The sequence below is a fragment of the Streptomyces sp. NPDC058401 genome, from assembly GCF_042722885.1.
GTDB lineage: Bacteria > Actinomycetota > Actinomycetes > Streptomycetales > Streptomycetaceae > Streptomyces.
Genome location: NZ_JBHXKA010000242.1, coordinates 1 through 5,779, shown reverse-complemented (window position 1 = coordinate 5,779; position 5,779 = coordinate 1). Strand labels below are relative to the sequence as shown.

Genomic DNA, 5,779 nt, shown 5'->3' with positions numbered 1-5,779 from the left:
CGGACAGGGAGCAGGACAGGAGGCGCCGTGGCTGCCAAGGGGGGTGCCACGGCGCCTCCCGGGCCTCCGCCGCCTCCGAACGGATCAGGGGGTGCCCGGGCCGCTCTTCAGCGTCGTCCAGCTGCCGCCCTTCACCGCGTACACCGTCAGCCGGCGGTTGACCGTGTCGCCGTACGCGTCGAAGGCCACCCGGCCGGTGACGCCGTCGAACGCCAGCCCCGCCACGGCCTGCGGCATCTTCGCCCGGGCGTCCGCGGGGAGGGCTCCGCCGTGGGCCTCCACGACGGCCTTCACCGCCTCGATGACGGCCCAGGTCGCGTCGTACGCGTAGGGGCCGTACGTACCGGCCGCCTCCGGGTACCCCGCCTCCTGGTACTCCTTGAGGAAGTCCCGCCCCTTGGGCAGGCCCTCGGCGGGAACGCCGATGCCGGTGGCGAGATCGCCCTCGGCCTTCATGTTCTTCGTGAGGAACTGCTGGTCGTAGATGCCGTCGCCGCCCATCAGGGGGACGGTCACGCCCGCCTGCTTGAGCTGCGCTGAGAGCGGCCCGGCGGTGTCGTAGTAGCCGCCGAAGTACACCGCGTCGGCGCCGGAGGCCCGGATCAGGGGGGCCAGGCGGGAGAAGTCGTCCTGCGCGGGATCGACCACGTCCGTCCCCACGACGGTTCCACCGAGCTTCGTGAACTCCGTGCCGAACCCGGAACTGAGGCCGCTGCCGTAGGCGCTGCCGTCGTCGACGACGTAGAGCTTCCTCTTCCCGGCCTCGCCGTGGAGGTACCGGGCGGCGAACGGCCCCTGGTCGACGTCCGAGCCGACGGTCCGGAAGTAGGTCTTGTACGGGCGGGACTTGGAGCCCTTCGCCCAATGGGGACCCAGGGTCAGCACGGGGTCGGTGTTGGAGGGTGACACGTTGACGAGGTTCGCCTGCCCGAGCGGCGCCGCCATCGTCTTGGCGACCCCGGAGGTGAGCGGGCCGACCAGGCCGAGCACCTTGGCGTCGTCGATGAACCGCGCGGCGTTCGGCCCGCCCTTGGCGGGAGCGGCCTCGTCGTCCAGAGCCTTGATCTCGAACGTCACTCCGGGCACGTGCCCGGTGCGGTTGGACGTCCTGACCGCGAGGTCGGCGGAGTTCTTCATGCCGACCCCCATGGCCGACAGCGAGCCGCTGAGCGGTGCGTCCACTCCGATGACCACCGTGACGGAGGAGGCCGCGGAACCGGCGCCGGGCGTCCCGCCGCCCCCGCCGCCGGGCGGGGTGTCACGGGTCAGCTTCCAGGTCAGAACGGAGCCGGCCGCGAGCGTGACCAGGGCGACTCCCAGAACGGCGGAGCGCCGCGTGAGGGCGCGCCGCCGGGTGGACGTACCCCCGTCCTGCCCCTGCCGATCGGTCCAGCCGAGCGAGATCAGATCCTCGGCCGGGGGTGTCGGGGGCACATCCACGGGCGGGTCGGTCGGCCGCTCGGGTACGGGCAACGAGGACGGCGGCTCCGCTTCCCGAGCGGTCTGGACCGCGGTCGGGGCCCGGGGCGCGGTCGGAGCGTGCTCCGTCGCCGCCTCCGGGCCGCGCGCCGGTTCGGACTCGCGCGCGGCGGCCTCCGCAGCGCCCTCCGCGGTCGTGTCCGCGGCCTCGTCCGCCCGCGACCGGGAGGCCCCCAGCGCCGATGCCAGCAGCTCGGCGGCCTCGGCCGCGCCGATGCGGTGCGCGGGATCCTTCGTCAGGAGCGCGTCCAGTACGGGCGTCAGCAGGCCGGCGTGCGTCGGCGGCCGGTGCGGGCGGGTGAAGACGGCTACGGCCAGCGCGTGGAGCCCGTCGGCCTCGAACGGCGGCCGTCCCTCGACGGCGTGGTACAGCGTGGCGCCGAGCGCCCACAGGTCGTTGGCGGGGGTCGGACGCTTGCCCTCCAACTGCTCCGGGGGCATGTAGTGCGGGGTACCGATGACGGTCCCGCTCCGGCTGAGCTTCGTCGTGGCGTCCGCGAGGTGGGCGATGCCGAAGTCGGTGAGGACGACGCGGTCCTTGGTCAGGAGCACGTTGTCCGGCTTGATGTCGCGGTGGACGATCCGTGCTTCGTGCGCCTCGGTGAGCGCGCCGAGCAGGGCGGCCCCTATCTCCGCCACCCGCCGCACGGGCAGCCGGCCCTGCTCGCGGACGGCCGCGGCGAGGGACTGCCCCCGGATGAACTCCATGACGATGACGGGGGCACCGTGGTGCTCGACGACGTCGTGAATGGTGATGATCCCGGGATGGCTGAGAGTGACCGCCGCGCGGGCCTCGCCGGTAAAACGCCTGAGCAGCGTGGCGCGCTCGCCGTCGTCCAGCCCCGCGGGGAAGACGATCTCCTTGATGGCGACCTCGCGCCCGAAGAGCTGCTGGTCGACGCCGCGCCAGACCCGGCCCATACCCCCCTGGCCGATGGGTTCGACCAGCTGGTACCGGCCGGCGATGAGTTCGGACTTGTGCTCGGTCACGCGCACACTCTAGGACCTGCTGGACCGGTCGGGTGACGGAACCATGGCCTGATCCCGTACCCCGGCCCCAGCGGCCTTCCCCGACCCGGCCCCGGGATCAGACGGTGCGCCACCGGGCCATCGCCCAGGAGAACAGGCCGAAGAGCACCAGCCCCACGGCGACCACGACCAGCAGCCACGGACCCGCCGGGGTGGTGGTGAACGAGCGCAGCGTGTCGTCCACGCCCTTCGCCTGCGCAGGGTCGTAGCGCAGCGCCGCGAACACGAGGAAGCCGCCGGCCGCGATGCCCACCGTTCCCCGGGCCAGGCCGCCGGTCACCCCGAGGAAGTCGACGGCTTTGCGCCACCGGGCGGAGGCACCGCCCATGGACAGGTGCTTGCGGAAGGACAAGCGTGCGGCCTGCACCGCGATGACCACGCCGGCTATGCCGATCCCCAACCCGGCGGCGCCCACCAGCCATTGGCCGGCCGGCAGTTCCATGGCCTTCGCCGTCGCATCGCGCGACTGCTCGTCCCCGGAACGCCCGGCGCCCGCCGAGAAGGTCAGCACGGAGTAGGCCACCACGGTGTAGAACACGCACCGTGCCGCCGAGGCCAGCCGCTTCACGGGCTTGTCGCCGTCCGGTCCGGCCGCCCCGAACAGGGCCTCCGCCAGACGCCACAGCGCCATGCCCACGATCCCGAGGCCGACGGCCCAGACGAGGACGCCGCCGAAGGGCTGCTCCGAGAGCTCGTGGAGCGCTCCCTGCCGGTCGGCCTCCTCGCCACCGCCGCCCAGGGCGATGCGTACGGCCAGGATCCCGGTCAGTACGTACAGCACCCCGCGAGCGAACAGCCCGCAGCGCGCCGTGATTTCCCGGCCCCGGCCGCCCGGCGAGGCGGTACGGGCCCCCTTGGACGCGGCATCGGAGCCCCCGCGCGCCGCCCTGACTCCCATGGCGGTCATACTTCGCCGCGCCAGGCGCCGGTCTCGGATCCGCGCGATTCGATGAAGAGCTTGAACCGCTCCAGATCACCCGCGACCTGGCGTTTGACGAAGCCGAGCTTGTCGGCCGCCACCTCGGCCAGGCCGTCGGGGGCCCAGCTCATGTGCAGGACGACCTTCGTGGTGGACGCATCGACCGGCTGGAAGGTGACGAGCCCGGCCTGGCGGGCCTCACCGTCGACCGTGATCCACGCGACGCGCCGGTCCGGGAGCTGCTCGGTGATCTGCGCGTCGAACTCGCGCTGCACCCCGTTCACGTTCGTCACCCAGTGGGTGAGCGTGTCCGTGCGCTGCACGATCCGTTCGACGCCCTCCATGAAGACGGGGAAGTCCTCGAACTGCGTCCACTGGTTGTAGGCCGTACGTACCGGGACCTTGACCTCGACGTACTCCTCCACGTGCGACATGCGCACCCCTTCCGTGTCGTCGGCTACCCGCACCCTCAGGTGTGGGTCGTCGTCCGTCAGGACGTTTCGAGGCGCGGCTACCCGGACGCGACGGACCCATGCACGGACCGCACGCCTCGGAGGCGGAGGCGGATGCGGAGACGGCGGCGGGTGCGGCGTCCGACCGTGGCCGATGCGCGTACGGGCGAAGTCCCGGGGCACACGCGGGACATGACCGTACTCAAGACCAGCGTTTTCGTCCTGGACTGCGCCGAGCCCGAACCCCTGGCCAGGTTCTACGCCGAACTGCTCGGAGCCGCGACCGGTCCGGCGCCCGGCGACGGGGAACTGATCCTCGTCACCGACGACTCCGGCGCGGTGGCCCTCGGGGTCCGGCGCGACCCGAACCACGTGACTCCGAGCTGGCCGGCGCCGGAAGGCCCGCAGCAAGCGCACCTGCGGATCCTGGTGGCAGCCGAGGCCCTCGACGAAGCCGAGCGGGAGGCCGTGGCACTCGGAGCGCGCCCGCTGTCAGCCGAGGAGGACGGCAGCCGGCCGGACGACCGTACGACGCTGCGCCGGTTCAGCGATCCGGCAGGGCACGCCTTCGTCATCGCGGCCGTGCACGAGGCCCCCGCCGCACACGGCGCCGACCGGTGAGGCCCTCACCGCGAAGGCGGTGACGAGGGCTCGCGCCACATGGGCCAGAGGGTGGGGCCGCCCTGCGGGAGGCGGAGCTCGGCGGTGACGCGGAAGCCGAGCCGTTCGTAGAAGGGAACGTTGGCGGCCTTGCTCGACTCCAGGTAGGCGGGTTCCCCGAGCCTGTCGCACTCGGCCAGCTGCTGGCGCAACAGCGCCGAACCGACTCCCGTCCCCTGGAGCCCCGGGTCCGTCCCCACGGCCGGCAGGTACCAGTGCGTCGGAGTCTCCGGATGGGAACCGTCCATGACGTTCTGGACCTCACCGGCGCGCGACATCCCACCGAGGCCGAAGACCCGCACGTAGTGGGGGAGCGCCGCCAGCTCTCGTACCGCAGGGACCTGCCAGCGCCCGGGCCCCGACCACAATGCGGCCGCCAGCAACTGCCCGTCACCGGTCGCGGCGACCCGGACACCGCCCGCGCGGGGCCGCTGCTGGCGCTGGGCGAGCTCGAAGTAGCGGGCGATCCGGCGTTCCCGGTCGGCTGAGGCGGGCACCAACCACGCCATGACCGGATCGTCGGAGAAGGCGCGGGCCAGCAGAGCCGCGACCGCCCCGGCCTCGGAGGGCCGGGCGAACCGGATGCCGTACCCGGCGATGGGCAGTGTCGTACGGGTGCTCATGGGCCCACGCTAGGCACCGCTCGCGGGCTTCTGCGATCACGCACGACGGACACGCCGTACGGACCACCCGACGCCGCTCCCACTACGCCTGCGGCTCCTCGGGCGACGAGGCTCGGAAAGTGGTGTTCGGTGCGGTGGTGACCTTAGATCTGGGGGTAACAAATCATCCCAAACCTTCCGCCGAGAGGGACACGTCCGGTCACGGAGGGTGAGATCGGGGGCTTGGGGCGGTGAGGCGGCCCACAGGACCTAGGTCACATACGAGGCGGGATAGTAGTCCTTAAGCGGCCCGTATGAGCCTCGCCGTACTGCTTCCCACCTGCGGTGATGTGTTCGGGCGTGGGTGGGGGTCGTTGAGCCTCGGCTGCGAGGGTCGCTAGTAAGAGGGGTCGTTGCCAGAAGCCCGGAACCTCCGTAGAACTGGATGAGTCGCAGGGCGGACGGAGTTCCCCTGGTTCTCCTGTTCCCGCCGACGAGCCCCTCTCCTTCACGTGTGTGGCTCTGGTGTGCCTGTGACTGTCTCTGTCCCCGTTGAAAGGTTCGTCCGTGTCCAACGCTGTCATCCGCCGTATCGCCGCTTCGAAGAAGACCCTCGCGGGTTCCGTCCTCGCCCTGGG

The 5,779-nt window shown here is 72.0% G+C and carries 5 protein-coding genes; 1 reads left to right on the top strand and 4 read right to left on the bottom strand.

Annotated elements, in window-relative coordinates; translation table 11 throughout:
• Positions 1–84 precede the first annotated feature (84 nt).
• The 3 genes from ACFWNV_RS39080 to ACFWNV_RS39070 all read right to left on the bottom strand — a co-directional run bounded on the left by ACFWNV_RS39080 (position 85) and on the right by ACFWNV_RS39070 (position 3,861).
• Positions 85–2,469, bottom strand: a complete 2,385-nt coding sequence (locus ACFWNV_RS39080) for a bifunctional serine/threonine-protein kinase/ABC transporter substrate-binding protein (protein WP_383956936.1) — start codon at positions 2,467–2,469, stop codon at positions 85–87.
• 97 nt (positions 2,470–2,566) lie between these two features.
• A complete protein-coding gene (locus ACFWNV_RS39075; RefSeq protein ID WP_383956933.1) occupies positions 2,567–3,415 on the bottom strand; it encodes a DUF1206 domain-containing protein in 849 nt (282 codons plus the stop codon).
• Entirely contained in the window at positions 3,412–3,861 is a 450-nt protein-coding gene (locus tag ACFWNV_RS39070) for an SRPBCC family protein (protein WP_383956930.1), read from the bottom strand. Before ACFWNV_RS39070 ends, ACFWNV_RS39075 begins: the two co-directional genes overlap by 4 nt.
• 210 nt (positions 3,862–4,071) lie before the next feature.
• On the opposite strand from ACFWNV_RS39070, the gene ACFWNV_RS39065 reads away from it, so the two are divergent.
• Complete coding sequence (locus tag ACFWNV_RS39065; protein ID WP_383956927.1) at positions 4,072–4,500, top strand: VOC family protein; 429 nt, start codon at positions 4,072–4,074, stop codon at positions 4,498–4,500.
• A gap of 5 nt (positions 4,501–4,505) precedes the next feature.
• On the opposite strand, the gene ACFWNV_RS39060 is transcribed toward ACFWNV_RS39065, so the two are convergent.
• Positions 4,506–5,162: a GNAT family N-acetyltransferase gene (locus tag ACFWNV_RS39060; RefSeq protein WP_383956924.1), complete on the bottom strand. Its 657-nt coding sequence runs from the start codon at positions 5,160–5,162 to the stop codon at positions 4,506–4,508.
• Positions 5,163–5,779: the final 617 nt, after the last annotated feature.